1 protein-coding gene and 1 pseudogene are annotated in these 1,686 nt (G+C 69.5%); both read left to right on the top strand.

Annotation, left to right across the window (positions count from 1 at the left end):
- Positions 1-198, top strand: a pseudogene (locus L0G76_RS16095) (L-seryl-tRNA(Sec) selenium transferase); the annotation flags it as partial.
- On the top strand, positions 191-1,686 hold a 1,496-nt coding region (gene selB, locus L0G76_RS16090), incomplete at its 3' end, for a selenocysteine-specific translation elongation factor (protein WP_304358132.1). The pseudogene L0G76_RS16095 and the gene selB, both read left to right, overlap by 8 nt.

Genomic DNA, 1,686 nt, shown 5'->3' with positions numbered 1-1,686 from the left:
GGAGCCCCCGGCGTTCCCCTTCCCGGCTGGGCCGTCGAACTGCCCGAGGAGCTCGCCCGCCCGCTGCGCCTCGGCGACCCGGCAGTCGTCGCCCGAGTTCACCAGGGAAGCTGCCTCATCGACCTGCGCTGCATTCCCGAAGCCGATGACGATCGAATCGTCGAGGCCGTGGATCGAGCACGTGAGAACCATGGCTGAGATGTACGTCGTCGCCACCGCCGGGCACGTCGACCACGGGAAGTCGACTCTGGTCAACGCGCTGACCGGGATGGAACCGGACCGGTGGGCCGAGGAGAGGAAGCGCGGCCTGACGATCGACCTCGGCTTCGCCTGGACGACCCTGCCCTCGGGTCGAGAACTCGCCTTCGTCGACGTCCCCGGGCATGAGAAGTTCCTCTCGAACATGCTCGCCGGGGTCGGTCCGGCCCCGATCGTCTGCCTCGTCGTCGCCGCCGACAAGGGGTGGCAGGCCCAGTCGAGTGACCACCGTGACGCGATCACCGCACTCGGCATCACCCGCGGCCTCGTCGTCATCACTCGCGCGGACATCGCTCCCGAAGCGGTCGCCGCCACCGAGTCCGAGGTCCGAGTCCAACTGCAGGGCACGCCGCTGGCCGATGCCCCTGTGCTCATGGCCGCCGCGACCACCGGGACCGGCCTCGACGAACTCGTTGCGACGCTCGATGCTGTCACCGCCGAGGCTCCTGCTCCTGATTCGCAGGCCCGCCTGCGCCTGTGGGTCGACCGCGCCTTTACGATCAAGGGCGCCGGCACCGTGGTCACCGGCACGCTCACGGCCGGAACCCTGCGCACCGGCGATCGCCTGCGCCTCGTCGGGGAGACATCGGATGAGGCAGCAGCTGTTCGGGGCCTGCAGAGTCGGAACTCCTCCGCCGAGGTGGTCGTCCCCAGTTCTCGGGTCGCCGTGAATCTGCGCGACGTCCCAGCCGACGACATCCACCGCGGTGACGCCCTCATCACCGACGATGCATGGCCGATCGTCGAGGTCATCGACGTGCGCCGCACCATGGGGCAGCCACTCGATGAGGGAGTCCACGGGCTCATGCTCCATATCGGCACCGCCGCCGTGCCCGTGCACATGCGGCCCTTCGACGCCGACCATGCCCGCCTCACACTCGAGCGTCCGCTGCCGCTGCAGGTCACCGATAGGATCGTCCTGCGCAGCCCCGGCAGCCGCAACGTCTTCGCCGGAGTCATCATCCTCGACGTCGACCCACCGGAACTGAGCCGCCGAGGTGCTGGCACCAGGCGAGCTCGCGAGCTGGCTGATCGTCCGGAGACAGGGGACATCCTCGCCGAGGTGGCGCGCCGCGGAGCCGTGGAACGGGCCCGACTGCTTCGATTCGGCCTCAGCGTGCCCGACGCACTGCCGGATGCGGTCGCAACCGACGTTGTGGAGCTGGGTGGCGGTGCTTCGAATGCGAGCCGGGGATGGCTCGTCCATCGGCCGACCCTGGAGGTGTGGGTCGAATCCGCGCTCAGCACCGTGAAGGCCAAGCTGGCTGCGGAGCCGCTGGCCGCTGGTGTTCCGGAGAAGGCGCTGGCCGAGGAGCTGCGCCGCTTCGACCCCGCTCTGCCCGACGTTGCCCAGTCGCGGGGAAGTCATGGTGGAGCGGGCAACGGTGGAGCTGGCTACAGCCAGGAGCTCGTTGCCGCAATAGCCTC

This window comes from Brevibacterium picturae (assembly GCF_030453725.1).
GTDB lineage: Bacteria > Actinomycetota > Actinomycetes > Actinomycetales > Brevibacteriaceae > Brevibacterium > Brevibacterium sandarakinum_A.
Note: the sequence above shows the minus strand (reverse complement) of the source record. Positions and strands in the feature narration are given on the sequence as shown.